At 57.5% G+C, this 25,956-nt stretch carries 20 protein-coding genes; 14 read left to right on the plus strand and 6 right to left on the minus strand.

Annotated elements, in window-relative coordinates; all coding sequences use genetic code 11:
- Positions 1 to 73 precede the first annotated feature (73 nt).
- From M5R41_01305 to M5R41_01350, 10 genes are all read left to right on the plus strand, one after another.
- Positions 74 to 3,325 carry a glycosyl hydrolase gene (locus M5R41_01305; GenBank protein MCZ7555024.1) on the plus strand — a complete coding sequence of 1,084 codons (3,252 nt, stop codon included), beginning with the start codon at positions 74 to 76 and terminating at the stop codon, positions 3,323 to 3,325.
- A gap of 510 nt (positions 3,326 to 3,835) precedes the next feature.
- Positions 3,836 to 5,602, plus strand: a complete 1,767-nt coding sequence (locus M5R41_01310) for a transglutaminase-like domain-containing protein (protein ID MCZ7555025.1) — start codon at positions 3,836 to 3,838, stop codon at positions 5,600 to 5,602.
- Between the two features lie 341 nt (positions 5,603 to 5,943).
- Positions 5,944 to 6,870: a GTPase Era gene (gene era / locus M5R41_01315; GenBank protein ID MCZ7555026.1), complete on the plus strand. Its 927-nt coding sequence runs from the start codon at positions 5,944 to 5,946 to the stop codon at positions 6,868 to 6,870.
- Positions 6,871 to 6,909: 39 nt separating this feature from the next.
- Positions 6,910 to 7,977, plus strand: a complete 1,068-nt coding sequence (locus M5R41_01320; GenBank protein ID MCZ7555027.1) for a N(4)-(beta-N-acetylglucosaminyl)-L-asparaginase — start codon at positions 6,910 to 6,912, stop codon at positions 7,975 to 7,977.
- 61 nt (positions 7,978 to 8,038) lie between these two features.
- Positions 8,039 to 9,094, plus strand: a complete 1,056-nt coding sequence (gene ruvB, locus M5R41_01325; protein MCZ7555028.1) for a Holliday junction branch migration DNA helicase RuvB — start codon at positions 8,039 to 8,041, stop codon at positions 9,092 to 9,094.
- Positions 9,091 to 9,633, plus strand: a complete 543-nt coding sequence (gene lptC, locus M5R41_01330) for an LPS export ABC transporter periplasmic protein LptC (protein ID MCZ7555029.1) — start codon at positions 9,091 to 9,093, stop codon at positions 9,631 to 9,633. The genes ruvB and lptC overlap by 4 nt, the downstream gene beginning before the upstream one ends.
- Positions 9,634 to 9,660: 27 nt before the next feature.
- Positions 9,661 to 10,245, plus strand: coding sequence for a DNA-3-methyladenine glycosylase I (locus M5R41_01335; protein ID MCZ7555030.1), 585 nt, complete (start codon positions 9,661 to 9,663; stop codon positions 10,243 to 10,245).
- Positions 10,246 to 10,319: 74 nt separating this feature from the next.
- Positions 10,320 to 12,047, plus strand: coding sequence for a serine hydrolase (locus tag M5R41_01340; GenBank protein ID MCZ7555031.1), 1,728 nt, complete (start codon positions 10,320 to 10,322; stop codon positions 12,045 to 12,047).
- A complete protein-coding gene (locus M5R41_01345; GenBank protein MCZ7555032.1) occupies positions 12,044 to 12,436 on the plus strand; it encodes an SH3 domain-containing protein in 393 nt (130 codons plus the stop codon). The genes M5R41_01340 and M5R41_01345 overlap by 4 nt, the downstream gene beginning before the upstream one ends.
- A complete protein-coding gene (locus M5R41_01350) occupies positions 12,433 to 12,729 on the plus strand; it encodes a hypothetical protein (protein MCZ7555033.1) in 297 nt (98 codons plus the stop codon). Before M5R41_01345 ends, M5R41_01350 begins: the two co-directional genes overlap by 4 nt.
- A gap of 25 nt (positions 12,730 to 12,754) precedes the next feature.
- Here the strand turns inward: M5R41_01350 and M5R41_01355 are convergent, their stop codons facing one another.
- Positions 12,755 to 14,431, minus strand: a complete 1,677-nt coding sequence (locus M5R41_01355) for an NFACT RNA binding domain-containing protein (protein MCZ7555034.1) — start codon at positions 14,429 to 14,431, stop codon at positions 12,755 to 12,757.
- Positions 14,432 to 14,504: 73 nt separating this feature from the next.
- Positions 14,505 to 16,127 carry a 2,3-bisphosphoglycerate-independent phosphoglycerate mutase gene (gene gpmI / locus M5R41_01360; protein MCZ7555035.1) on the minus strand — a complete coding sequence of 541 codons (1,623 nt, stop codon included), beginning with the start codon at positions 16,125 to 16,127 and terminating at the stop codon, positions 14,505 to 14,507.
- A gap of 385 nt (positions 16,128 to 16,512) precedes the next feature.
- Between gpmI and M5R41_01365 the strand changes: the two genes are divergently transcribed.
- From M5R41_01365 to M5R41_01380, 4 genes are all read left to right on the plus strand, one after another.
- Positions 16,513 to 17,436: a hypothetical protein gene (locus M5R41_01365; GenBank protein MCZ7555036.1), complete on the plus strand. Its 924-nt coding sequence runs from the start codon at positions 16,513 to 16,515 to the stop codon at positions 17,434 to 17,436.
- Between the two features lie 289 nt (positions 17,437 to 17,725).
- Positions 17,726 to 18,712 (plus strand): phosphate acetyltransferase, encoded by a 987-nt coding sequence (gene pta, locus M5R41_01370; protein ID MCZ7555037.1) that lies wholly within the window; start codon positions 17,726 to 17,728, stop codon positions 18,710 to 18,712.
- Positions 18,713 to 18,904: 192 nt separating this feature from the next.
- Positions 18,905 to 19,531 carry a TatD family hydrolase gene (locus M5R41_01375; GenBank protein MCZ7555038.1) on the plus strand — a complete coding sequence of 209 codons (627 nt, stop codon included), beginning with the start codon at positions 18,905 to 18,907 and terminating at the stop codon, positions 19,529 to 19,531.
- Between the two features lie 73 nt (positions 19,532 to 19,604).
- Positions 19,605 to 20,369 (plus strand): tRNA threonylcarbamoyladenosine dehydratase, encoded by a 765-nt coding sequence (locus tag M5R41_01380; protein MCZ7555039.1) that lies wholly within the window; start codon positions 19,605 to 19,607, stop codon positions 20,367 to 20,369.
- A gap of 69 nt (positions 20,370 to 20,438) precedes the next feature.
- Here M5R41_01380 and M5R41_01385 read toward each other — a convergent pair whose 3' ends face one another.
- The 4 genes from M5R41_01385 to M5R41_01400 form a co-directional block, all read right to left on the minus strand.
- Positions 20,439 to 21,728, minus strand: coding sequence for a BamA/TamA family outer membrane protein (locus tag M5R41_01385; protein ID MCZ7555040.1), 1,290 nt, complete (start codon positions 21,726 to 21,728; stop codon positions 20,439 to 20,441).
- 535 nt (positions 21,729 to 22,263) lie between these two features.
- Complete coding sequence (locus tag M5R41_01390) at positions 22,264 to 23,082, minus strand: hypothetical protein (GenBank protein MCZ7555041.1); 819 nt, start codon at positions 23,080 to 23,082, stop codon at positions 22,264 to 22,266.
- Positions 23,083 to 23,100: 18 nt separating this feature from the next.
- On the minus strand, positions 23,101 to 24,006 hold the full coding sequence (locus M5R41_01395) for a hypothetical protein (protein MCZ7555042.1): 906 nt from the start codon (positions 24,004 to 24,006) through the stop codon (positions 23,101 to 23,103).
- A gap of 108 nt (positions 24,007 to 24,114) precedes the next feature.
- A complete protein-coding gene (locus M5R41_01400) occupies positions 24,115 to 25,815 on the minus strand; it encodes an amidohydrolase (GenBank protein MCZ7555043.1) in 1,701 nt (566 codons plus the stop codon).
- Between the last annotated feature and the right edge of the window lie 141 nt (positions 25,816 to 25,956).

Consider the following 25,956-nt stretch of genomic DNA (forward strand, 5'->3'; position numbering starts at 1 on the left):
CGCGCTTCGGGAAAACCGATTATCTTATAAGGCCTTTGCACATTCGATTCCCACTCATATCCTGGTATGGAACATGTCCCATCAGCTGCTTGCCCTCATCTGCACCTTGCTTCTGCTCGTACCTGCGCACGCGTCCGTCGGCCAGAAAAATGAGAAGAAAAGCCCCTCACTCAGTTCTTCCACATTGAATGCACTGAAATTCAGAGCCATCGGACCAGCGCTCGCTTCGGGTCGTATCGGCGATCTGGCGGTGAATCCTTCGAATCATGCCGAATATTACGTGGCTGTCGCATCAGGCGGCGTATGGAAAACGACGAACGACGGCATCACCTTCGAGCCGATTTTCGATGACAAATCGTCCTATTCCATCGGCTGCGTCACGCTCGATCCGAACAATCCGCATGTGGTGTGGGTCGGTACGGGCGAGAACAACAGCCAGCGCAGCGTGGCCTGGGGGGATGGCGTGTACCGCTCCTCCGACGGAGGCAAGAGCTGGAAACACATGGGACTCAAAACGTCCGAGCATATCGCGAAAATCCTGATCGATCCCACCGACTCCCGCATCGTGTACGTCGCCTCGCAGGGACCGCTCTGGGGTCCCGGGGGTGAGCGCGGTCTGTATAAATCCACCGATGGCGGGACAAGCTGGAGTGCTGTACTCACCATCAGCGAAAACACCGGAGTCACCGATGTGGTGATGGATCCCCGCGATCCGAAGGTGCTGTACGCCGCGTCCTATCAGCGGCGCAGACATGTGTGGACGTTGATCAACGGTGGTCCGGAAGCGAAAATCTTCAAGACCGAGGATGGCGGTAAAAGTTGGGATACGCTGCGGAGCGGACTTCCGTCCGGTGATGTCGGCCGCATCGGACTGGCCCTCTCGCCTGCGAATCCGGATTACATTTACGCCGTCATCGAAGCGGCGGAAAAAGCCGGCGGTGTGTACCGCAGTACGAACCGCGGCGGCAGCTGGGAGAAACGCGGGAATTACGTACCCGTGAGTCCGCAATACTACAGCGAGTTGGTCTGCGATCCGCTGGATCCGGACATGGTGTATTCGCTCGACACGTATACCATGGTCACCACCGACGGATTCAAGACCTGGAACAGATTGAGTAACCGTGCCCGGCATGTGGACGATCACGCGCTCTGGATCAATCCGCAAAACACGAAGCACTTGCTCATCGGCGGCGACGGCGGCATTTACGACAGCTACGATGGCGGCGAAACCTGGCGCTTCAAGGAAAATCTCCCCGTGACGCAATTCTATCGCGTGAGCGTGGACAATGACGAGCCATTTTACAACGTCTACGGTGGCACACAGGACAACAACAGCATCGGCGGTCCGTCGCGTACCATCAACCGGGACGGCATTTTTAACGAGCATTGGTTTTTCACCAATGGCGGAGACGGTTTCAAATCGCAGGTGGACCCCACGGATCCGAACGTGGTGTACGCGCAGGCGCAGTACGGCGTGCTGGTGCGCTACGACAAACGCAGCGACGAGCGCCTGGGCATTCAACCACAACCGGGTCCCGACGAAGCCCCATATCGTTGGAACTGGGATTCGCCGCTGATCATCAGTCCGCACAAACCCACCCGGTTGTACTTTGCGGCAAACAAGCTGTTTCGCAGCGAAGACAGGGGAGAGAGCTGGACCATCGTCAGTCCCGATCTCACGCGGCAGATCGACCGCAATGCCCTCCCGGTGATGGGAAAGATCTGGCCGCCGGAGGCCGTGGCGAAGAACGCTTCCACATCTTCCTACGGAAATATCGTCGCGCTCAGCGAATCGCCGCGACGCGAAGGACTGTTGTACGTGGGCACCGACGATGGCCTGCTGCAAGTCAGCGAAGATGCCGGGCGGAACTGGCGCGCGGTATCCACCTTTCCGGGGATTCCCGAAACGACGTATGTGAGCTGCGTCCTCGCTTCGGCGCACGACGATAACATCGTGTACGTTACATTCAACAATCACAAGAACGCGGATTTCAAGCCGTACATACTGCGCAGCAGCGACCGGGGAAAAAGCTGGACCGCGCGTGTCGGCGGTTTGCCTGCTGGCGGGCCTGTGCACTGCATCATCGAGGATCACGTATCTCCGGATCTGTTATTCTGCGGTACGGAGTTCGGTGTGTTCGTAACGACGAACGGCGGGCAGGACTGGACACAGATGAAAGGCGGTCTGCCGACCATCGCCGTACGCGATCTGGCGATACAGAAGCGGGAGAATGATCTCGTGCTCGGTACTTTCGGCCGCGGCTTCTACGTCCTCGACGATTACACACCGTTGCGTTCGCTGTCGCCGCGTTTTCTCGACACGACCGCCGCGATCCTTCCCGGGCGCGAGGCACTGATGTACATTCCCGCCCGCAGCCGTGCGAAAGGTGCGCAGGGCGAAACCTTCTTTACGTCGCCCAATCCGCCCTTCGGCGCCACGTTCACCCTGTACCTGAAGGAGGAACTCAAAGGGCGAAAGAAACAGCGAAAAGCTGCGGAAAAGTCAGACGCGAAAAACTCCGGCAGCACCTCCTATCCCGACTGGAGACAGCTTCGGGAGGAGGATCAGGAGATAGAGCCGCATCTCATCGTGACGATTCGCGACGAGAGCGGCGCGGATATCCGTCGGCTCCGCGCACCTGCGAGCGCCGGTTTCCAACGCATCACCTGGGATCTGCGGCATGCTTCACCGGCGCCAGTGACCGCCGCCACGAACATCAACGACGCATCCGGCATGCCGGCCTTGCCGGGAACATACACCGCGACGCTCGCGGAAGTCATTGACGGCGTGGAGCGGCAGATCGCCGGTCCCGTGCGCTTCAGCGCACGTGTGCTCGAGAACAGGACCTTCCCGGTCGCCGAACCGGCTGCGCTCGCCGCGTTCCGCAAGGAAATGAGCGAGACACAGCGCAGCGTTTTCGGTGCGCAGCGCTTCCATCGAGAGCTGAGCGAGCGCCACGCGGCAATCGACAGAGCGGTGAATCTGGTACCATCGGCGGATGCGGCTTTGCGTAACGACGTGCTCGCCCTGCGCGGGTTGTTGCTCGATCTCGACATCGCGCTGAACGGAGATGAGACGATCAGTTCGCGCAACGGGGATCAGTTGCCGTCTGTTGTCGGACGCATGCAGACGCTGCTTTCGCAGCAGTGGTCCACGTCCTCGGGCTTGACCCCTAAGCACAGACGCGAACTCGAGCGCGTGCGCGCCGCATTGAGCCCTGTCGTGCAACAACTCCGTGACATTTCCACCAGGACATTACCGGCGATCGAGCGTACACTCGATTCGATCGGGGCTCCGTGGACTCCCGGAAGGCTTGTGGAGTAAACGCTCGACCATTCAGTGAGAATAAGACTGTTCTCTATCACCATCGGTGCGTGACGCTCCGATGGTCCCCCAGTATGCGTACCGTTGGTGACAGGTGTCATCAACGCGACGACGATAGGAACGGGGCCTCCCGTGTCATGACAGGTGGAGGTCCGGGCGATGGCAGAGCGGCGGAAGGGATCGGCGTATTTATTGTTGCGTGAGGCTGCCGGCACGTCAGCCGGCAGCGGCGCACGGTACTCGTCCGCTTGGGGACGCCGTTCCGGTGGCGGTTCTTCCGATGCCGTTTTAGGCATCGCACTTAGGCATCGCGCCATCGCGCGGATTTCTGTTCAAAAACGTGAAAAATCACTACATTTCAAGTTTGTATTTCGTGGATATTTTCAGGAATTGATGATCTCCCTACCACGCGCAGCGGTCCTGTTTTTTTTCCTCGCATTGCCGGTCCTTTCTCACAAGGCAGATGCACAGCGCTATGTTCTGTACGCTGACGACAGACCGTGCGGGACTATGGAAATCAAGATAGAAAAGCTCAAAAGCGGTTACACGGAATATACTCTCCGAGAATCGCGCACCATCCTGACCTCCGAGGGAAAGCGACAGGAGTACCTCCGGTCCGGGAACTGTCTCGTGGATGCGGCATTGCGACCGATCAGCGTCGAGACCACAGTGCGTCAAGGCGGCGTTGCTGTGACGACGAAAGGCAGCGTGGTTGACGGTACGATGTACCTGACAACGGACTTCGGAAAGGGAAGAGTGGAGCGCTGGCGTGAGGACGTCAGAGATGCGGTGGTGGACATTTCTCTCCCCGACGTTGCGGTGCGTTCCTTACCCGAGGCTCCGAAACGCCTGTATCGCCTGTCGGACCATCGAAGTGTTCAGGCGGATTTGCGTATCGAAGCCGATTCGGCGAAGAACGCGATCATCGTGGCGCACGCTGGTGCCGAGTTCTGGCACATCTCGCCGACGGGCAGATTGTCGCGGTACGACGTCCCTGGTCTGGGCATATCCTGGATACCGGCGCACGAGACCTCGAAACGGCCGGAAACCTGCGTCATGAACGCCGGATTGGAGTGGGACGCAGGCGCTGCCGTGCTGCCGACGGCGGCGGACAACATCAAGAGTTTGCGTGCGCGCATTCTCCTCAAGGCGCAGGTTGGAGCAACACTTTCTCCTGAAGATGCGCGACAGCGATTGGACGCCGGCATCGATGCGGAAGGCCGAAGCATCGGCATATCGCTCAGCCATGGCGGCAAGCCACTCGAATCCTTGCCGCTGCCGGTGTTGCACAAAGATTTTTTTCCCTTCGTTCGTGGGGACAGTGCTCTCACGCTCGACGGTGACGCTGTGCGTCGCCGCGCCAACGCATTGAAAGCGTGGGAGCGGAATTCCGATGTTGTTCTCCGGGCGCTCGCCGGAACAATTCGCCGCGAATTTACCCGTGATCCGTTTATACCCGCGACTACCGCGAATGGGGTTGCGCAGGTCCCGCGTGGATCGTCGTTTCATGCTTCGCTCCTCTTCGTCGCTGTTGCACGCGCGGTGGGATTACCTGCGCGTTTCGCTTTTGGAGTCGCCCCATCGCACGGACGATGGACGACCAAGGTGTGGGTTGAGGTCTGGAGCGGTGATTGGGTCCCCATGGACGCGGAAAGCGGCGAGGCCATTACCGACGCCGTACACATCAAACTGTTGGACGCGGTATCGATGGCCGATGTACTCGATCAGTCCGGAAGATTGCGCGGGAATCTTGGTATTCGGGTTGACAGCGTACAGCTCGTGGATACGAGTGCCAACGCGACACTGCAGACCGCGATCATCGGATCGGTGTACACCAACAAGAAATTCCGATGCAGCATTACTGCGCCGTCTCCGGAGTGGTTGATGGAGGAGCGTTCGGCGGGGGACGAGACGATGTTGGTACTGTCCCCCACTATGGGGAGTCCTGTGGAATTCACTGTTCTTCTCTTCCGCAGCACGTGGCAGCAGTCGGCAGATGAATTGCTCGGAGCACGTATCAAGGCTCTCCAGGTGTTACTGGATGGCTTGACGATGCAGCAGCGCGGAGAGGTACGTGTCGCGGGACGCCGTGCTCCGACCATCATGTACACCTTCGTCAAACGGAACGGAGGCTCGAATGTCCGAACGGCGTCGGCACATTGCCTTCTGGTGGACGAAGGACGCAGCTACATGTTCTCTTTCAGTGCGCCGGAGGAAACGTTTGAATCCATACGGCCCGAAATGGAACGTGTGTTGCGTGAATTCAGGTTGCATTGAAGCTGCGTTTCCAAAGTGTTGCTCGCCGTGTCTGGAGCGGAGCGCGGAGCGAGGAGCGCATGCATCTCGCTCGACAACTCTCCGGCTCATCGTAAGATCCCTTTACACGCTGCGCTTACCCAGACAGCGGATATCGGGCTCAAATCGTCGTTCAACTTTTTACGTGTAACGTATTACTCCTTCCTTCACTTTTCACCAAAGTGTCACCTTTCACCCCGCACTGTCGCCCATCGGGGAACGGTACTGTGTGTTTCGAAAATGCTCCGTCGGACTCCCGCTTCGTTGCTATTCACCCGCATTCTCTCTAGCTTTCAGTTTTGTCTTTATGGAGATCCATTCCCATGTCTGACAGGACAACCGAAACCGAATCACCCTCATTTCGTTGCGGCTACGTGGCCTTGATCGGCGCGCCCAATGCAGGGAAATCTACATTTCTGAACGCGGTTCTCGGCACCAAGCTCTCCATCGTAACGGCGAAACCGCAAACAACCCGCCGTCGGCTGCTGGGATTCTACACGACGGAGTCGTCCCAGATACTTTTTATCGACACGCCGGGGCTGATCAAACCCCGTTACGTCCTGCAGGAAGCGATGGTCAACAGCGCATTGACCGCTCTCAAGGAGGCCGATGCCGTGCTGCTCATTATTGACGCCGCGCGGGCGCTCGAGCGCAGGCAGGTGTTTCCCGAAGGGCTCATCCCTCTACTTGAAGCTGCGCCGGGCAGTGTGTTCGCTCTGTTGAATAAAGTGGATCTCGTGCGCGATAAGAAGCAATTGCTTCCCTTGATGCAAGCCGTCCACGAGGCATTCCGCTTCAAGGCGATCATCCCCGCTTCGGCCCTCGAAGCGGATGGCCTCGACGCCGTGCTTCGTGAATTGGAATCCGCTCTGCCGAAAGGGCCGCCCATGTATCCGGACGATCAACTCAGTGATCAGCCGGAGCGCTTTTTCGTGAGCGAGATTATTCGGGAAAAGATCTTTGAACAATTTCGTGAAGAAGTGCCTTACGCCACGGAGGTGTATATCACCGAGTTCAAAGAAGGAGACGACAAAGATTTTATCTCGGCGGAAATTGTTGTCGAACGTGAAAGCCAGCGCCGCATCATCATCGGAACGAAAGGGCAGGCCATCAAAGCAATCGGTTCTGAAGCCCGCAGGGATATCGAGGAGTTCATCGGCCGGCAGGTGTTTCTCGATCTTCACGTTCGCATTCGCGAAGGGTGGCGCGACGATAAAAACTGGGTCCGCCGCATGGGGTACACGGACTGAGGTCTATCAACTACGCAGAGAGTTCAGGAGTCCCGGTATATGCAAAAGAGAACCCACACCCGACGCGTGTTCATGAAATCCGCCGCGCTGCTCGGTTTGAGCGCTGCGGTCCATTCTCCCTCTTACGCAGCTTTTCGGCAATCGCGGGAGAGCGGATCATTGCCGCTCAGCATAGCAAGTGCGAACGGTCTTGGCGCAACTGCGAAAGCGATGGAATTGCTGCGGCAACAGAAGGACACGCTCGATGCCGTTATCGCCGGGGTGAATTTGGTGGAGGACGACCCGGAGGACACCACCGTCGGGTATGGAGGGCTCCCGAACGAGGACGGTGTGGTCGAACTCGATTCCTGCGTGATGCACGGCCCGACAGGCAGGGGAGCGGGCGTCGCATCGCTGCGCAACATCAAGAATCCCTCACACGTCGCGAAAGTCGTGATGGAGCGAACGGATCACGTTCTCATCGTCGGTGAGGGCGCGTTGCGCTTCGCGAAGGCGCATGGATTCCGCGAGGAGGATTTACTCACGGAACGCGCCCGGCGCGAGTGGCTGGAGTGGAAAGAGCGCCTGAGCGACAAGGACGATTGGCTCCCACCGCATACCATCGATGACAAGGATATCGGTGCCCTGCGGCGTTACGATGCGACGCGGCATACCGGAACCATCAATTGCCTCGCAGTGAATGCTGCGGGCGACATCTCGGGCTGCACGACCACGAGCGGACTGGCGTTCAAGATTCCCGGACGTGTGGGGGATTCCCCGATTCTCGGCGCGGGATTGTATGTGGACAACGCCGTGGGCGCTGCGGGATCCACCGGACGCGGCGAAGCCAATCTCCTCGCATTATCCAGCTTCCTCATTGTCGAGCGCATACGCTCCGGCGACAGTCCCACGGATGCGTGTCTCTTTGCCTGTCGCCGCATCGCGGAACAGACAAAGATGAAGCGCCTGCTGGACGACAAGGGACGTCCCCGCTTCAATGTAAATTTCTACGCGCTCAACAAGCTCGGTGCACATGGCGCAGCATCCCTGTGGTCCGGCTCGAAATACGCAGTGAACGACGGAGGCGAAAGCCGACTGCTCGATTGTGCCGCACTCTATACACGATGAAACCAACGTCAACCGAAAAGTCCAACCCTTCACATTCGTACCATCGCTCACTGATCAACAGATGACAGCCTCACGCCCCTCCGACCTGACCAGCCCCGATCCGCGGAACGGCGACCGCGACGCGGAAGCCACGCTCCGTCCGGTACGATTCGAAGATTTTGTCGGCCAGCAGAATATTGTGGACAACCTGCGGATTTTCATTCAGGCGGCACGACAACGCGGTGAAGCGCTCGATCATGTGCTGCTCACAGGACCACCGGGACTGGGCAAAACCACGCTCGCGCATATCATTTCCAACGAAATGGGGGCTACTCTGCGCATGACGTCCGGACCGGTGCTGGACAAGCCGGGGGACCTTGCGGGATTGATCACCGGTCTCGAAGAAGGCGACGCCTTGTTTATTGATGAAATTCATCGTCTTTCTCCCGTGGTTGAGGAATACCTGTACTCGGCGATGGAAGATTACACGTTGGACATCATGATAGACTCGGGACCCAACGCTCGCAGCGTGCAGATCGACCTCAAGCCCTTCACACTCATCGGCGCGACGACGCGCGCCGGTCTGCTGACGTCTCCGCTGCGTGCGCGCTTCGGTATCACCAATCGGCTGGATTACTACAACGTGGCGCAGCTCACGCGCATCGTGATCCGTTCTGCGCGCATTCTGGGCATTGATATCGATGAGGAAAACGGTGCTACAGAAATCGCTCGCCGCTCCCGCGGTACGCCCCGCATCGCCAACCGGCTCCTGCGCCGCGCAAGAGATTTTGCGCAAGTCATCGGCGATGGTATCATTACGCGCGACATCGCGGACCATGCGCTGAATGCGCTCGAAGTGGATGAGCACGGTCTCGATGAAATGGACAAGCGCATACTTGCCTGCATTCTGGACAAGTACGGAGGCGGCCCTGTCGGACTCAACACACTCGCTATCGCTGTCGGTGAGGAGCCGGGCACCATCGAAGAGGTGTACGAACCCTACCTGATACAGGAGGGCTATGTGCAGCGTACGCCCCGCGGCCGGGAATTGACTCCTGTGGGATATCGTCTGCTCGGACGTCAACCCCGGGGGGGACGGACGCAACCCGGGCTATTCAGCGAGGATGTGCAGCCGTGAGATCGATACTGCCGATGCTTGTATTATCCCTCGCGTTGCTTGTCGGCTGTGGTGAAAAGGTGAAGCCGCCCATACAGCGGGCAGGGACTGAGGAACAGAGCCCCGATCAGGAGAGCTGGAATTCCCGGGTGATATTTTCCGACTCCGGTCTGGTGCGCGCGGAGCTGTACGCGCGGCATATCCGCATGTACCGCGACCGTCGCGAGACACTGCTGGACTCCGGCATTGTCGTGGATTTTTATGATCGCAACGAGCAGCATACCTCCCGTCTCACCGCACGCAGGGGGCGAGTGGATGACGAAACGAAAAACCTGGAAGCGTTCGAGGATGTCGTGTTTTCTTCGGACAGTGGCACCGTTGTGGAGACAGAGTACATTTTCTGGGACAATGCCTTGAAAGTGGTGCGGGGCGACCGTTTCGTGACGATCACATCGCCGAAGGAGCGTTTGCAGGGATACGGCTTCGAAGCCGATCAGGGATTGAAGAACTACACGGTATTCGGCAAAGTCAGCGGTGAAGCCGAGATCAAGAAAGAGTAACACAGCGTTTTCAGAGAAAGGAAGCATATGTCCGAAGCAATGCAACAGCGCTGCCCCTGGTGTGGCACCGATGCGCTGTATGTCCGCTATCACGACGAGGAATGGGGTGTGCCGGTGCATGACGAGCGCAGGCTTTTCGAGATGCTCACGCTCGAAGGCGCGCAAGCCGGCTTGAGCTGGCTGACCGTTCTGCGGAAGCGCGAAAGCTACAGGGCTGCCTTCGACGGCTTCGATCCCGAACGCATCGCGCGCTACACAGACGCGCGCATCGCCACCCTGCTGGACGATCCCGGAATTATCCGCAATCGCCTCAAAGTGCATTCTACGGTAGGCAATGCCCGGGCATTGCTTGCGCTCAAAGATGCCGGTGCTTCCTTTCCGGAGCTTCTCTGGAGTTTCACGGGAGGCGGAACAAAACAGAACGCATTCACAACATTGTCCGAACTGCCCGCGCGCACAGCGGAATCCGATGCGATGAGCAAGGCGCTCAAGCAACTGGGGTTCAATTTCGTCGGCTCGACAATCTGTTATGCCTTCATGCAGGCCGTGGGTATGGTGAACGATCATCTCGTCACGTGTTTTCGCCATACAGCCTTGCACAACAAGCGATAATTTTTTCCGTACACCGGATACTTGCCGGAACAATCCGCATCATTACGCTACCGTCACACTCGTCAAGGTCCCGCATGAAACACGTTTCGTTCATCCTCGCAATCGTCGTCCTCTCCTGGTGTTTCCCGGGGCAGCGAGCCGGCGCACAATTGGATACAGGCAAAATGAACGCTCTGCTCGATCAATATCATCGCGCGGGTGTATTCAACGGCGTGCTGCTCGTGGCGCAGGAAGACAGAATCATATTTCAGGCCGCGATCGGGGACGCCGATATGGAGTGGAAGCAGCCGAACGGCATCGATACACGCTTCCGCATCGGTTCCCTCACCAAGCAGTTCACCGCCGCGTTGCTTCTCTTGCTCATGGAGGATGGATTGATTGACGTTGAGGCACCGCTGCTCCGCTACATCCCTGAATATCCAAAGGAGCAGGCCGAGGGCGTCACGGTGCATCACCTGCTGACGCATACCTCAGGCATTCCGGGGTACACGGAGTTGCCGAATTTCATTCGCGAGATCATGCGGACGACGTACACGCGGGAAGAATTCATGAAGGTGTTCTCCGGTTTACCGCGGCAGTTCACTCCGGGCAGTGCGTTCCGTTACAGTAACTCCGGATATTATCTCCTTGGTGTCATAATCGAACGCGTGACCGGCAAATCCTACGATCAGGTATTGCGTGAGCGGCTCACGCTCCCCCTGGGTCTGGACCATACCGGCTATGAGCACAATACCTCGATCATTCCCAACATGGCTCGCGGTTATCAACGTATTCCCAACGGGTACGAACGCACACAGGCACTCGATTCCAGTGTGCCCTTTGCGGCAGGCATGCTCTACTCGACGGCAGGGGATTTGCTGCGTTGGACACGACTGCTGCACACCGGCAAAGTGTTTGCGAAAAAGGAAACTCTGGAGATGATGATCACGCCGACTCATGACGGCTATGCGTGCGGACTGAAGATCTCCGCAATACCGGTCAAAGGGAGTACCGTGCGCAATATCCATCATTCAGGCGGAATCAACGGATTTTCGTCGCAGCTCTGGTATCTGCCGGACGAAACCTACACCATCGTCGCGCTGGATAACACCATGTCCAACGCCGGATTGGCAGCGGAGACGGCCTTCGCATTGCTGTATGATCTTCGGGCGCCCCTGTTCCGTTTCCCCATCTCCGAAGAGGTGGCTGCCATCATCGACACCGAGGGAGTCGACAAGGCGTTGATGCGCTATCGGGAATTGAAGGACAGCGCCGCCGAGCGTTACGATTTTTCCGAGCAGGAACTCAACGGACTCGGCTACTACTACATGGGGAAAGGAAAGCTGGACATTGCGCAGCGGCTTCTCGCCCTCAATCTGGAAATGTTTCCCGATGCCTTCAATGCATGGGATAGCATGGGTGAGATCCACATGAACATGGGGAACAAGGACGAAGCGATCCGGCATTACCGCCGCGCACTCGAACTGAATCCCGGCAGCGGGAACGCGATAGCGATGCTGAAAAAGTTGGGCGTGGAGGTCGAAACCGTGCCGGTCTCAGTGCCGGAATCCGTACTGGACAGCTATCTCGGACGCTATGAACTCCAGCCGGGCTTCGTCCTGACAGTGACGCGCGAGGGTACGCAACTCAGGATGCAGGCGACGGGTCAGCCGCGCGTGGACGTGTATCCCGCCACGGAGACGAAGTTTTATCTGAAAGTTGTGGATGCGCAAGTGACGTTCGTGCGTGATGACAACGGCAGTGTGCATGAACTCATCCTGCATCAGGGCGGCAGGGATATGCCCGCCAAACGCATTCCGTGAGCACCGCCGATCAACACCTTCTGCACACTGCGGCGTCGCATCCCTGGCGTCGCGGCATTGCCATCACCGCCTGGCGCGCGTCGTATGCGTATACTGTCCGCTTGCATTCCGGCGAGCATGTGACCGTAGTTCCGCGTGAAAGTGAGTGGCCCGGTTGGCAGTGGTGCGCCAATGCCGAAGGCGAGGAAGCTGGGTGCCCCGCAGTGCTGCTCGACCTCCGCGGTGACCGTGCCACCGTGCTGAACGATTACGATTCAACAGAACTCGATGTACGCGTCGGCGAGGCGTTGTTGCTCGGCGACCGGCAGGCGGGATGGGTATGGTGCAGAAGTGGCGATGGCAGTGAAGGATGGCTCCCCGATTCCTGTGTTGCGGAGCAGTCGTCATGACGCCACACACATCGCCGCTTCGCGCCTTGAGTGCGCCGTTTTTTGCCGCGGCGCTCCTGATCTTCGGTTTGTTGCTCTTTGTTGAGGAAATACGCCTGTATCGCGATCTCGAAATGGATGGCCCACTTGCGCTGGCTTGCTGGGGTCTGGCCATCCTCATCAGCGGTTATGCGATTTGGAAAAAAATCGGCAGCAGGGCGTTGAACATCATCCTCCTCGTATTGAATTTGCTGGTTCTCGGGCTGGTCCTCCTGCTGCTTGCTCTTCTTTCGGGACCCATGCGCCTTTTTTAAACACAGGGCCTCTGCCCGGGATCCGTTACTCCTCGGACATGCCTTCAGGCAGCATCGGCTGCACCATGACCACTTTTTCGCGCTCCATAATCACCGAACCCGGCGCGGCGCCCTTCGGTTTACGCACGTATTTTTTTTCGGTGTAGGCGACAGGGACGTTTTTCGCATTGCGGTGTTTGCTATAGTACGCCGCGATGGAAGCGGCCTGGCGGATCGCCTCTTTCGTCGGCTCGCCTTGCGCACTGCCCACTTTCAGCACCACATGCGAACCGCCCACACCACGGGCGTGAAACCAGATGTCATTGGGACGGGCGTGACGCACCGTCAGCGCGTCATTGTTCGCGCTGCTTTTCCCCGCCCATACCTCGAAGCCTCCCGCCACGATAAAACGGCGAAAGGGGAAAGGATTCGTATCTCGTGTTCCTTTGTCCGTCAAACCTATCCTCCGGAGCAACGTGTGATGTTTTGCGAGCGTCTCCCGCATCTCCGCCGCGTTCGAAACAAGAGTGCTCTCCGATATGAGTGTCCGGAGCTGGTCGTGCAGCTCCATCAACCATTTTCTGCGTACCGCGACGTACTCCAGGGAGGCACTCGCGCTCTGTGCCTTGCCGAAATACCGCTGTGCGTTTTCCAGTACGGTGCTGCCCGGTGTGAGTGGTATGCTCACGATCAGTCGGGGATCGACGAAAAGATCCGGGACCAGCATGCGGTCATGCTGCGATGGTGTGTCGAGAAGGTGGATCATGAGCAGGTTGCCGAATTTCTTCCATTGTTCCGCCGATAGCTTCAAATCGCTTTCGGACGGAAGCAGAGATAGCTTTTTCTCCGCCTTATCCAACTCGCGTCCGGCGGCGCGGAGAACGCGGTCGCGCGTCGCGGTGAAGCCGCTCGCAGCCCAGCGATTCCGCACAAAGGTACTCAAACCCTCCAGCACATCGGCGCAGCGAAAGTGCTCGGAGTTCTCCACGTGCCGCAATGTGACAAGGGAAAATGCCGTCGGCACGCCGCCAGAGCTGTACACGTGTGACGCACCGGCGTGTAACTCCTCCCGCAGTTCCTCCATCACCTCCGGAAGTCGCTCCCACGCGGGAGCAGCGCCGGTGGCTTCAGCTCTCTCGGCCGGCAGTGCGGCGCGAAAAAGAATTTCGCGGGCCAATGCTCCCTGCAGCCACGGTCGGAGCGCCTTCAATGTATTGAGAGGAGGGATAGAAGGTCCGGCATCCAACACGGAGCGTATCTCTCCTCGATCAGGGAAAGTGAAGTCGTTGCAATACCGCAGCGAAGCGGGGTGTACCGGCACACCGCCGCGCTTGAATTGGTCAAGCAGTTCACCCTGCGCATCATAGAGAAACAGGTTCCCCCGCGCGGGTATGAGCGAAGCATACAGGGTGCGGCCGCTGTCAAGTGCGATGCGCACGATTCGATCGTTCGACGCAATGGTGATGGACGCGAGCACATCGCCCGCGATGGAAGGAAAAAGATCGAGCGAGTTTTTTCTGGCTCGCGCGAGTTCCGTCTTTGGCAGGAGCCAGGTGAAATTGGGCTGCACCGACAGATGGAGATGGACGTCGTGACGCGACCCGGCGAGTTCCAGCAGCAGTTCTCCTTTTTGCTGTGTGAACACGGATACGATGCGCGATCCGCGCAGATGTTCGTCCAACGCGACGCATGCGGCTCTCCAGGTCAGCCAGTTTGAAAACATTCCGTTTGCTTCGCTTTGTCGGTACGTTCAGGAATTCGGCGACAGCAGGGCATCATCCGTTACAGAGAAAAGTTTACAGCAATCGCACGAGCGAGGGTTCGTAATCATCGGGTTGTACATAGCCGAGCAAATTCATAATCGTCGCGGCGACATTCGCCAATCCCGGTTCCTCGATGACGGCAAGGGCATAGCTGTTGTATCCGCGGGCATCGAGTATGCAGAATGGGACAGGATTGAGCGTGTGACTGGTTTTGGGCAGTCGTTCTCCATTTTTTTCGGTAAACATTTCATCGGAATTTCCGTGATCCGCCGTGATGATGACGACGCCATTCAAGGCGAGCACGCGTTCCGTCAGACGACCAACGCAGGCGTCCACGGTCTCAATGGCGGTGATGGCCGGCTCGAGTTTGCCGCTATGTCCGACCATGTCGCCGTTCGCGAAATTGATGCGGCCGAATGTATACCCCTGTTCGAGGAGTTCCAGAGCCGCCGCGGTGATCTCATCCGCCTTCATCTTCGGCGCCTTGTCGAACTCGATTTTATCGGAAGGAATCTCGATGTACGTTTCCAGGGCCTCGTCAATGTACCCGGAATTGTTGCCGTTCCAGAAATATGTCACATGTCCGTATTTTTGCGTTTCCGAGATGGCGAAGGAGCGCACCCCGGCAGCGCAGAGATACTGACCGATGGTGCGGTCGATGCTGGGCGGATTGACGAGGTAGCGTCGAGGTATATGCAGGTCGCCGTCATATTCCATCATCCCCGCGTAGTCAATATCCGGGAGGGGACCGCGTTCGAATTCAGTAAAATGGTCTTCCGTGAGCGCCCTTGAAATTTCGATGGCCCTGTCGCCGCGGAAATTGAAAAAAATCACCGAATCGCCGTCAATTATGGGGCCGACGGGGTTGCCTCCCTCATGGACAACGAAGGCATCCATATACTGATCGGTCATGGCGGGATCTTCATCATAAAAAGCGGATACCGCTTCGGCCGCGCTACCGAAGGCACGGCCCACTCCGCGAACATGCGCGTTGTAGCCGCGTTCCACGATGCTCCAATCGGCATTATACCGGTCCATGGTTACTTTCATGCGACCACCTCCCGAGGCGATCCGATAATCGCATCCCTGCCGTTGCCGTATTTCCGAAAGTACACTCTCCAATTCGGAGATGTAGCGCAAAGCGGATTTCTCATCCACATCGCGACCGTCGAGCAGAGTATGGACTCGAACCTTTCGCACCCCGTCTTTCGCAGCCTGTTCAAGCATTGCGTAGAGATGACGGATATGTGAATGTACGTTCCCATCCGAGAGCAAACCGATGAAGTGCAGGGTACCCGAGGACTGGTGTTTCGCGACAAAAGCGCGCCACACCTCATCCTCGAAAAGCGCGCCGCTGTCGATAGCCCGGTTGACAAGCTTGGCGCCCTGCTCAAAGATGCGGCCCGCGCCGAGAGCGTTATGACCCACCTCACTGTTGCCCATATCATCTTCGCCGGGCAGTCCCACCGCAGGTCCGTGCGCTTTGAGCTGCGTGTACAGGCCTGTACTGAAATAGCGGTCCAGGTTGGGTTTCGTAGCGAGATGGATGGCATTGCCCGGATAGGGCTTGCCGATGCCGTATCCGTCCATGATGATGAGTAACAGTGGTCCGGAAGGTGGTGAATAGGTGTCGAGTGTATTGAGTGTCAGCGTCATTGCTTTCGTCAGAAATGGTGAAACGATAAAAAGCTCTATCTAAACAATGTAATGAAAAACGAAGTTCTCTCTGTGTGCTGTTCTGTCGCATACCGTTCCACGGCCTCCCGTGCATCGAACACCCACTCTCCGGGTCTCGCCCGCGAAAGTTGAAGCGCGATGGGTGCCTGCAACTCGTCGGGGTTCGATGGCGCAGGTCGCTCGCTTCTTTGAGGATTTGCGGGAGAGGGCGTTCACATCCTCGCTCCACTTGTTCGATGCGTCCATTGACCCGTCAATTCATGCCCCCGATTCGTGCGCACGATGTGCTCTCGAGACAATTGTTCTTTCAACAGAAGATGAAAATGCCTACATTGCGCGCACATACCACTGCAAGGATGCACCGATGTCACGCTTCACCCTCACGCTGATGTCGCTGTTCCTCGTCATTTCGATTGCTGCAGGTCAGCAGACAGCGGATCCATCGTACAAGCCGATAGTCGGAGAAAGCGCTTTCTCGCCTGACAATGGTCCGGTCATTTTCATTGACGAGGCACACCATAACTTCCATACGGCCGGCGGCGGCTACAAGCCCTTCGCCGATCTGCTCCAGGCACATCACTGCACTATTCTGCCGTCACGGCAGGAGATCACACCCGAGCATTTGCGGAATTGCGATATTTTCGTCATCGCGAACGCGCTCGCCGCCCGCAATGTGCAGGAATGGTCGCTTCCCGTGGGCGAAGCTCTCGCGGAGGCAGAAATCGATGCACTGGATCATTGGGTCCGCGGAGGGGGGGCTTTGTTTCTGATCGCCGATCACATGCCCATGCCCGGTGCGGTGGCCCGGTTGGCGAAGCGATTTGGTGTCACGTTCAGTAATGGCTTCGCGATGTTCAAGGGCATGCGGACGCGAGGATTGCTGTTCATCCGGGACAATGAGACACTGCTCAATCACTGGATCACCGACACGAAACTCGACGGTGTTCGGGTAGACTCTGTGGTGAGCTTCACGGGTTCGGCATTTCGCGTCGAGGTTTCGCACCGTCCATTGTTGATTTTCGGCGAGGATATGGTTTCGCTGGAACCGGAAACCGCCTGGGAGTTCACGGAAAGCACGAAACGTGTGAACATTGAAGGATGGCGCCAGGGCGCGGCATTTGAACATGGCAAGGGCCGGGTGGTGGTGTTTGGCGAGGCGGCGATGTTCACCGCGCAGTACGGTGGACGCGGCACCATCCCCGTCGGTATGCACACTCCTGAAGGTGTACACAACGCACGTCTTCTGGTCAATATTATCCGTTGGCTGGCAAAACGTAACGTTGAATAGAAGGTGGGTGACGGTTTGATGGAAACGAGGTGAAGAATGTACGACCTGCGACATACGTTCCGTGATTTGCTATGACGTCTGTGCCCCCGGGCTGAAGCCCGGAAGTAGAGGAACTGTCGCCTTTCGGACTTCTCACCCTTCGCCCTTCACCTCCCCACGTTTGGTCAACCTCGGGCTGCGCTGCGTGTAACGTTCAACCTAAAAAATCACTCCTCAGTTTGATGTTACCCGCGGGGCGGGTATTTTTATTGATGGACCTGTTCATCGTTTATTTACCATCAGGACTGACATGAACCCCGCAACTTTTATCGACGATCTCAAGTCAAGAGCAAGAAATCTCAACAAGCACATTGTCTATCCCGACGCGACAGACGAACGCGCGATCAAAGCGGCGCGCATCGTTACGGACGAGGGTATCGCCCGAATCACGCTGGTGGGATCCGAGGAGGCCATCCGCACCCAGGCGGCGGCGGCGGATGTTTCCCTCGAAGGGATCTCCATTGTCGATCCCGCGAGTTCCGGGCACCGTGGCGCATTTGCCCAGCAGTACTTTGAACTTCGAAAAAGCAAAGGCATGACCGAAGATGTCGCTGCGCAAACGGTTCTCCATCCGCTGTTCTTCGGTGACCTCATGGTGCGCAACGACATGGCCGACGGCAGCGTCGCCGGATCGCTATCCACCACCGGCGATGTCATCAAAGCCGGTCTGCATTGTATCGGTTTGAAGGATGGAATCAAGACGGTCTCCAGTCTCTTCGTCATGAAATTCCCGGAGAAGATTTATGCCTTCGCGGACTGCGCCGTCATGCCGCTTCCCGATGCCGGCCAGCTTGCCGACATCACCATTTCCACTGCGGATAACTACGCGGCGCTGACAGAAGAAACGCCTCTCGTCGCAATGCTCTCCTTCTCGACAAAGGGAAGCGCGAAGCATGAATTGATCGATAAAGTGCTGGAAGCGAAAGCCATCGTCGCGCAGCGCCGTCCGGACCTCAAGGTGGACGGTGAGATGCAGTTCGACGCTGCCATTATCCCGGCCATCGGACAGAAAAAAGCACCGGGAAGCGAAATCGCAGGCAATGCCAACGTTCTGGTTTTTCCTGATCTGCAATCGGGCAACATCGGCTACAAAATTGCGGAACGCCTCGGCGGTGCCGAAGCTCTCGGACCCATCGTCCAGGGACTCGCACGCCCCGCCTACGATCTTTCGCGAGGCTGTTCGGTAAACGACATCGTCGTCACGACCGTATTCAACGCCGTCATGGGCGCGGTGTAGCGAAGAGGAGAGCAGAGAGCACGTTCGCACGTTACTCGAAGCTCCGCACAGGGGCCCGGCTGCGGTTCAGGTGTTGCGAATTCAGATCGTTGCACAACCATTCGTGACGCACGCGCGTACTCTCAGCTCTCTGCTATGTTCTATAACATTCACACACATACGGACCACGGCTCGCAAGATTGCATAAGCATCGTGAACGTCGCTGTTCGGAACGGCGAGGTCGAACTGCCGGACTCGTTCTGCAGCGTGGGTGTTCATCCCTCGCACGTCGGGAATGAGACGCTGAGCGCATCGCTGCACGCGGTCGGCCGCCTCGCATCGAATCCTACCGTCATAGCCATAGGAGAATGCGGTATTGATCGTGCCATTTCTACTGGTATCGATGTGCAAATTCAGGCGTTTCTCGCCCAGGTACACATCGCCGAGCGCGTGTGCAAACCCCTGATCCTGCACTCTGTTCGCAGTGGTTCCGACATCCTCTCCCTGCGTCGATCATGTGATCCTTCTATTCCCTGGGTAGTCCATGGGTATGCGGGAAACCCGGACATGGCGGAGCGACTAATGTCGAAAGGCATTCTCCTGTCGTTCGGGGCCGCGCTGCTCGACCCGAAGAGGAAAACCGCGGACGTGTTTCGTCTCATGCCGCTCGACAGAATTTTTCTGGAAACCGACGAAAGCGATGTCGATATTGCCCGGGTGTACGAAGGGGCCGCTCTGCTTCGTGGAATGAGCGTCGCCATGCTGGCCGACGTCATCGGTGCCAGTGTCGCAAGAACTTTTCCCGGTATCGACCAGATGCAAGACGGGGCGCGACCTTGACGCGGCGGTTTTGTGCGCGTCTGCCCGGCAGTCGGAAAATGCAGTAACGAAAAACACCTACAGAAAGAATGCTATGATGGATTTTCCCCAGTGGATGGAGCGTACGCAGTTGCTCCTCGGTGATCAGGTCCTGGAGCGCTTTCATTCGGCGCACGTCCTTGTCGTGGGTCTCGGAGGCGTGGGCGCGTATGCGGCCGAGCAACTGTGCCGCGCCGGGATCGGCAGCATGACCATTGCCGATGGCGACACCGTGCAGCCTGGGAATCGCAACAGACAATTACCGGCATTGCGCAGTACCGAAGGGCAATTGAAAGCGGAAGTGATGGCAGAACGCCTGCTCGACATCAATCCGGAATTGAAGCTGCGCGTGCTTCCGGAGTTCATTCGCGACGAGGCCTTGCAACGCCTGATGGCGGAAGCTGCAGACTATGTCGTCGATGCCATCGATACGCTCTCCCCGAAGGTCTGGCTCATAGAACACGCGCTGCGTAACGGGCATCGCGTCGTCAGCTCACTGGGAGCGGGTGGAAAAACCGATCCGACGCTCGTGCGCATAGATGATATCGAACGCTCGCATCACTGCCGCCTCGGGAAAATGCTGCGCAAACGTCTCCACCGACTCGGCGTGCGCAGGGGGGTGACAGTTGTGTACTCGACTGAGGGAATAGCGCCCGAAGCGATGCAGGCGGTGGACGACGAGCGGAATAAAAAAACCATCGTCGGAACCATCTCCTACATGCCTCCGCTCTTCGGCTGTCTCTGCGCTTCCGTGGTGTTGCGGGCATTGGCGGACGATGTACGTGCACCCGACGCCGCGTCGATGCAGGCACCTGCATGAAAAGAGAGGCCCCGTGCGGATACCTTCGCACGGGGCCCGGAGTTCGGCGGACAAGCCGACGTCAGCTCTTTAGAAGGGACGTGAGAATCGTATGATGAAATTCGGGGATTCGCCTCTGTCCAACCGCCACGCCGCGCCGATACGGAAGTCGCCATTCGCTGAACCCAGAGCGATGCCCGCGTCGGATTTCCAGGTGTCGAAGCTCATGTCGCTGCTAAAAGATGCGTCATAGGATCCGTTGCGTACATCACGTGTGACGATGGGGGCAATATCATTCGTTGCGCCGGCGTCAAAGAACAGGATGATGTTCGTGTTGCGAAGGACGTTTTTCGCCCAGCCCCGCGCATTGCCCGCGATGCTGCTCCTGATGATGAACTCGCTGTTGAACAACGCCATGTGCGAGCCGCTGAATTCCTTGAAACGGTACCCGGGAAGTGTACCAGGGCCGCCCAGCTCGAATTGCCGTTGCACGGGAACGATACCGTCGCTCATGCCCGCACGAGCGCGGACGTTCAGGCTCAAGTGCTCATTCAGAGGCTGGTAGCGGCGAATATCCACCGTGAGCTGACTGAATTCGAAATCACCCTTTGCGGTGCCGCCTGCTTTCTCAAAAAGGAGCTGTGCATCCCAACCACGTGATCTGTCCGTGAGTGACGGCAAGGTATGTATCCCTCCCGACACAACGAAACTGTTGAGATTCCCGTCGTTGATGAGGGGATTGACACGGAAGGTTTTATCTCCGCCGAAAACGGACCAGTTCGTCGCGCGATTCATGCCGCGGTAGGTGTCATGTACGTAGCCCAACGAAGCGCGCAGATTCATGCCCTCGTCTCCCCTGAGATACCACGATGCGGAAACGGTATAGCCGCGTCGCTCGAAGTAGTCGAGGAAATCCTCGCGGGCGATGATGGACGTCCAGGTGTTTTCATCTCTGTCGAAACGCCATTCATCCTTCGAGTCGGTAAAGCTGTGCCCCTCACCGCCGATTTCAAGAATCTGATTCTCGAAATAGAAGGGGAGGTACAGGCCCAGACTATAGCGCCAGGTATGATTCGCAAAACCATAGCCTAACGATCCGGTGCTCACCAGCCAGGGTTTGCTGTGCCAGTACAGACGCTTTACCTGCGCAAGACCGATGTACACGCCTTCGACGCGATTGTACCGGAAGAATGTTTCGTGAAGGCGTGAGGAGAGAGGAAACATCCACGGGAAATTCCCGGGGAATTTCTGGAAAAAGTTTTCGCTGAAATCGAACTGGTTCTCCTCGTCGCCTGAGCGCTTCCACCAGCTCCACTCACCATCGTCGCCGCCATCTTCCTCACCCCACGCATCACCCCAGCCGTCCCCCAATCGCCCCATCCGTCGGAGTCGCCGCCGCGATTCGCGATTTCGGCGTCAAGCGAATCAACGCGCGCTTCGATCTCACTGAGGCGGCCTTCGATACTCTCGATACGCGTTGCGCGCTCCGGACTTTCCGCGCTTCCGCGTTCGGATTCCAACTGTTCACGCAGGTCACGGACCTGATCGAGCAGTTCGCGCTGCAACTGTTTCATTTCGATGACCGCAGCACTGTCCGCGGGATCTGGCTCTGTCTGTGCGATAACGTACTTCGGAGCGAATAAAAGGAAAAAGAGAGCGAGAGCGGATACGAGATGCAATGTCCCGAACAGTCTCATGGCCAGCCTCTGAATTGATGAAAGTTTCATAGCCCAATTATACGAAGAGCGAAGGAAAATGTTCGCTTCTCGCGCTGATTTTTTCCACGAATGCGTCCCCGATGCACGGATGCCACTGTACCGTGAACCCCCCTTGTCATTACGCGCCGCGAGGCGTCCTTTCGAACATGAAAAAAAAATCCCGCCACGCGGGCGGGATGGTGCGGAAGGTATCCGGATTATTTCTGCGCCAGTTCCAGTTTCATGGTGGCGTTGGAAGTGACGGGTACGCGCATGTTCATACTGGAAACAACGATGACCTGATCGCTGGTGGTTTCCATATCGATCTCGACAAGCAGGCCTTCGGCGGGCGCGTAATAGATTGTGCCTTTCGATTCCTGTGTCCCGTTGATGTTCATTTCCTGATCTCCTCTGATCATCGTCCCTTCGACTTTGGCTTCGGATTCGGTGGCGATCATGAGGCACTCATAGTTCCCGACTTTTTTCTTGCCCGTCACTTTGAAGCTGCTGTTTGTCGTGACATAGGTTTTCGCATCGCCGCGTCCGGAGGTATCCTGACGCGTCCTCGTCCAACTGCCTCCTTCGGTGAGCTGCTCCATATCGAGTTTCGGCAGTAAATCGGTGATGCGCTGCAGGATGTTCGCGGCGGGGCCATCGAGGGACTTGGCGCTGTTGGTATCCACATCCACGACATCACCCATGGGGTCGAAGACGTAATTGACCGATTTGCCGGCAAAATCATTGCCCAGTGTCTGTGTGCTATTGTTTGCTTCGATGACAATGAGGGCATTTTCAATTTTGGCTGTTGCGGCCATATTCCCGTTTTCGAGTACATCGGTGATACTGATGACGGTACTGACCATGGACTCGTTGTTGCTTGTCATGGACTGACCCTGGACTTCCTGAATGGTCATGCCGGTCTCTTCGAGGATATACCGGTAGTCCTTGCCTTTTTCGTAGCGATACAGCTTGTCCTGTGCCTGTCCTGTCGATGCGAGAAGCGCGACGAGAAGAAGGGCGGAAAGAAGTTGTTTCATGATGTCTCCGACAGGATTTTATTGTGGGATGAATTCAAGCGTGGTAATGGTGGAAATCGAGGACGGTATGACGGTATTCTGTCCTCCGAACAATGCGCGGGTATTCTCTTTTTCCGAGCGTACCTCCATCTCAATAGGCAGACCTGAGTCCAGTGACACGTACAGTGTGCCGTCAATGCTGCCTTGTTCTTCGGAGAATTCCTCGAGGGAAGGGAAGAGGATTTTTTCTTCCATGAAAAGCTGACCCCGCCACTGAATTTTCAGACATTCGATTCCCATTTTTGTGCTGCGCTCTGCCACCGAATAGGTCGTGGCGTTGGCGATGTGCCGCACACCGTTCCCGCGACCGAGCTGCGGCAGTTCCTTGCTCGGATAGAGTGTATCGCTTGCGCTTTCCGTCCATGAATCGCCGATTCCGAGGGGACGCATTGGAAGGACGGGGAGGATGGCGGCACGTTGTGCGAACAGCGCGTCGCCGCCGGGCAATCCCAGCAGGGCTTCTGCGCGGAGCGGGACGGTCGGGATCGTGGATTCCACCTTGCCGGACGGCGAGATGCGTACCCGCACAGGTTTGCGTGTCAGGATATTTTCCGGATCGATCTGCCTGCCGGAGGCAAGGGCATCGCGCTCTTCAACGACGGCTGTGTCCTGACGGAAAAGGAATTGCACGCCGGAAATGCCGGCCTCCTCGATTTCGATCGTGAAATAGCGCGTCGTCTTCTTTTCGAACTTTGTGCTCCGACCGTCGTTGGTCTGTGCGAGTGCGCTGGTTTGTTCGGTCTGTTTGAACTTCCAGATACTGCCCGGTTTCACGTTGTAGCTGAGCTGAACCGTTTGCGCGGCAGCCGCAAAGCCTGACAGAACAAAGAGCAGTGGAAGAAGAACCTTCATGGAGCGGGTGGGGTAATCGAAAAATTGCATCATCAAAAAAGATACGAAAGTGACGAACGGAAAAGAATCCCTTATTCGGGAACCCCGCCGTTCAACAGAGCAACGCCGTATAATGTTTCGGAACAACTCCGAAGAGCATGTTCAGTGTTTGTCCCCGTAGGTCCACACTTTTTTCCCGCCCACCCAGGTAGCCATGACGCGGATGTTGAGAAACTCCTCCACCGGGGTAGTGATCAAATCATTGGAAACGATCACGAAATCGGCGTATTTCCCGACCTCCAGACTGCCCAGATCCTTCTCCATCCCTGCTGCACGAGCGGCCCAGATGGTAAACGCCCGCACCGCGTCCGTGCGTGACATACGCTGCGACGAATACCAGCCGTCACGGTAGCGCGCGGCGGATCGAGGCACTGTCTTGTCGATTTGGAACCAGGTTTCGATGTCGTCCTGCGTGCGCGGCCTGCCTTGTGCATCCACGCGAAACGCCGCGGCATAGACGCCTTGCAGCGGATCGGGCCGCTCTACGGGGAAATCACTACCGCCGGGTATCCACGTACCGGCGCTGATCAGTGACGCCCACGCATACGCGTTTGCGACGCGTTGAGCGCCCAGCCGGGCTTCTGCCCAGTACATGTCGCTCGTGCAATGCGTCGGCTGCATGGAAGGGATTACACCCAGCGCGGGGAAGCGGGGGATGTCTTCGGGAGCGATCACTTGCGCATGTTCGACACGCAGCGGCGGACCGGAGCGTGGAACGCTTTTCTGTGCTGCTTCAAAGGCGTCGAGCACCATTCGTACAGCGGCGTCGCCGATGGCGTGGACGCATACCTGGAGCTGCTTCGCGAGAGCTTTCGTCGTTTCCCGGACAATACGTTCTTTTGTCGTGATCGGAATACCGCTGTTCCCCGGATCATCGGCGTACTCTTCGAGAAGCCACGCACCACGGGACCCGAGGGCGCCGTCGGCATAGAGTTTGAGGCCCGCGATAGTGAGTTGCTGCTCGCCATACACCGTCCGCCCTTCCTCAAGGAGATTTTCCCACATGCTCCCGGTACCGTCCACGTAACCCACAACGCGGAACGGGAAGGCGTCGTCGTCAATGAGTTTTCGTATGGCGCGCACATGCTCTTCGCGCAGGCCCATGTCGTGCATACCGGTCATACCGAGTGCGAGACATTGTTTCACTGCGGAGGCAAAGGCGGTCTGCAATTCGGCGTCGGTTCTTGCCGGGATGTGCTGCCGTACCAATTCGATGGCATTGTCCAGAAGGATACCGGTCGCAACGCCTTTCGCATCTCTCATGATGCGGCCGCCTTCCGGATCCGGTGTTTCGTTCGTGATTCCGCTGAGTTCCAAGGCGCGTGTGTTGACCCAGGCGGCATGCCCGTCTACGCGGGACAGAAACACGGGTTTATCGGCAACGACGGAGTCGAGTTGCCCCGCTGTGGGGAATACCTTCTCCGGCCAATCGTTCTGGTCCCAGCCGCGCCCGCGTATCCACTCGCCCTGTCCGGCCGCCAGCGCATGTTCACGGATACGCTCGAGGGCATCACCGACGCTGGTGGTTCCGTGGAGGAGCAGGATGAGCGCTTCCTCGCCGAGTCCGGCCAGATGTGCGTGTGCATCGATGAAGCCGGGATACAACTGTGCCCCGCCCATATTGATCGTCTCATCGGGATTCCATGCAGCGAGTATTTGCTCATTTTCGCCAATAGCCACAATGCGACCATCCTCGATGGCCATAGCGTTGGCCAGAGGGAGGTCGGGATTCATCGTGTGGATTTCGGCGTTATAAATGACGAGTTCGCAGCCCTCGCGAGGGTCGCAGGCAGTGAGAATCAAGAGACAGACTGCAAAGGTGTTGAATAAATGTCGCATATTGATGAAATATTTCGTAACCAAATATAACGATTCGGTGTCACATTGAGGTAATACCGGGTACCCGAAAATATCCTTGACCGCCGCGCGTCGCGGGCGTATACT

This window comes from Bacteroidia bacterium, from assembly GCA_027493955.1.
GTDB lineage: Bacteria > Bacteroidota > Ignavibacteria > SZUA-365 > SZUA-365 > JAOSJT01.

What these genes read in the sequence shown, in the direction of transcription:
- M5R41_01305 (MCZ7555024.1), top strand. Translation starts at nt 74, where the DNA reads ATGTCCCATCAGCTGCTTGCCCTCATCTGCACCTTGCTTCTGCTCGTA.
- M5R41_01310 (MCZ7555025.1), top strand. Translation starts at nt 3,836, where the DNA reads ATGGAAATCAAGATAGAAAAGCTCAAAAGCGGTTACACGGAATATACT.
- era (MCZ7555026.1), top strand. Translation starts at nt 5,944, where the DNA reads ATGTCTGACAGGACAACCGAAACCGAATCACCCTCATTTCGTTGCGGC.
- M5R41_01320 (MCZ7555027.1), top strand. Translation starts at nt 6,910, where the DNA reads ATGCAAAAGAGAACCCACACCCGACGCGTGTTCATGAAATCCGCCGCG.
- ruvB (MCZ7555028.1), top strand. Translation starts at nt 8,039, where the DNA reads ATGACAGCCTCACGCCCCTCCGACCTGACCAGCCCCGATCCGCGGAAC.
- M5R41_01335 (MCZ7555030.1), top strand. Translation starts at nt 9,661, where the DNA reads ATGTCCGAAGCAATGCAACAGCGCTGCCCCTGGTGTGGCACCGATGCG.
- M5R41_01340 (MCZ7555031.1), top strand. Translation starts at nt 10,320, where the DNA reads ATGAAACACGTTTCGTTCATCCTCGCAATCGTCGTCCTCTCCTGGTGT.
- M5R41_01350 (MCZ7555033.1), top strand. Translation starts at nt 12,433, where the DNA reads ATGACGCCACACACATCGCCGCTTCGCGCCTTGAGTGCGCCGTTTTTT.
- M5R41_01355 (MCZ7555034.1), bottom strand. Translation starts at nt 14,431, where the DNA reads ATGTTTTCAAACTGGCTGACCTGGAGAGCCGCATGCGTCGCGTTGGAC.
- gpmI (MCZ7555035.1), bottom strand. Translation starts at nt 16,127, where the DNA reads ATGACGCTGACACTCAATACACTCGACACCTATTCACCACCTTCCGGA.
- M5R41_01365 (MCZ7555036.1), top strand. Translation starts at nt 16,513, where the DNA reads ATGTCACGCTTCACCCTCACGCTGATGTCGCTGTTCCTCGTCATTTCG.
- pta (MCZ7555037.1), top strand. Translation starts at nt 17,726, where the DNA reads ATGAACCCCGCAACTTTTATCGACGATCTCAAGTCAAGAGCAAGAAAT.
- M5R41_01380 (MCZ7555039.1), top strand. Translation starts at nt 19,605, where the DNA reads ATGATGGATTTTCCCCAGTGGATGGAGCGTACGCAGTTGCTCCTCGGT.
- M5R41_01385 (MCZ7555040.1), bottom strand. Translation starts at nt 21,728, where the DNA reads ATGGGGCGATTGGGGGACGGCTGGGGTGATGCGTGGGGTGAGGAAGAT.
- M5R41_01390 (MCZ7555041.1), bottom strand. Translation starts at nt 23,082, where the DNA reads ATGAAACAACTTCTTTCCGCCCTTCTTCTCGTCGCGCTTCTCGCATCG.
- M5R41_01395 (MCZ7555042.1), bottom strand. Translation starts at nt 24,006, where the DNA reads ATGATGCAATTTTTCGATTACCCCACCCGCTCCATGAAGGTTCTTCTT.